The sequence below is a fragment of the Haloferax sp. Atlit-6N genome, assembly GCF_003383195.1.
GTDB lineage: Archaea > Halobacteriota > Halobacteria > Halobacteriales > Haloferacaceae > Haloferax > Haloferax gibbonsii.
This window is the reverse complement of sequence record NZ_QEQJ01000103.1, coordinates 1-621: the sequence shown is the minus strand read 5'-3', so window position 1 is coordinate 621 and position 621 is coordinate 1. Positions and strand designations below refer to the sequence as shown.

Annotated in this window: 1 protein-coding gene; it reads left to right on the top strand. The window is 53.1% G+C overall.

Features of this window, described 5'->3' with window-relative positions; all coding sequences use genetic code 11:
• Positions 1-83 precede the first annotated feature (83 nt).
• Positions 84-515, top strand: coding sequence for a CopG family ribbon-helix-helix protein (locus tag DEQ92_RS21390; RefSeq protein ID WP_115821750.1), 432 nt, complete (start codon positions 84-86; stop codon positions 513-515).
• Positions 516-621: the final 106 nt, after the last annotated feature.

The window sequence follows — 621 nt, the reverse complement described above, 5'->3', positions numbered from 1 at the left end:
CTACTATACTAAAATACTAATTATTACGGTGTAGGCTCCACAGTCATAACAGATACTAATAACTCAGAATAGAATTTTAGCATATGGGCGTCGTTAGCATCTCGATGCCCGAAGCGTTACTCGAACGCATCGACGAGTTCGCCGACAAACACGGGTACAGTGGCCGAAGCGAGGTCGTCCGCGAAGGCACACGGTCGCTACTCGAAGAGTTTCAGGGGCAAAATATCGACGGACAGAAGCAGATGTGTACAGTATCGGTGGTCTTCGAGTACTGTCAACCCGCCGTCCAGCAGCGTCTCACGGGAGTACGCCACGAATACGATGCTATCGTCTCCGCGACTACGCATGCACACGTCCAGGACCAGTACTGTATGGAGTTGTTCGTCCTTGAGGGGACCACGGAGGCACTAGCTGGCTTCGTCAACACCGTCCGGGCAGTGCCGAATGTCCGGGCAGTGGACTACTCGATCACCTCAGTCGGCAGAGATCCCATTGATCAGCACATTGAATCTTGAAGGCGTGTTGAAATCCACAGGAACGCGTAGGTGCCGCGTGCTTGTATTCGTGAGATAGGGCAGCAGCGGTTCGGACAGAGGGTGCAGTTATCCGATGTTGTCATCG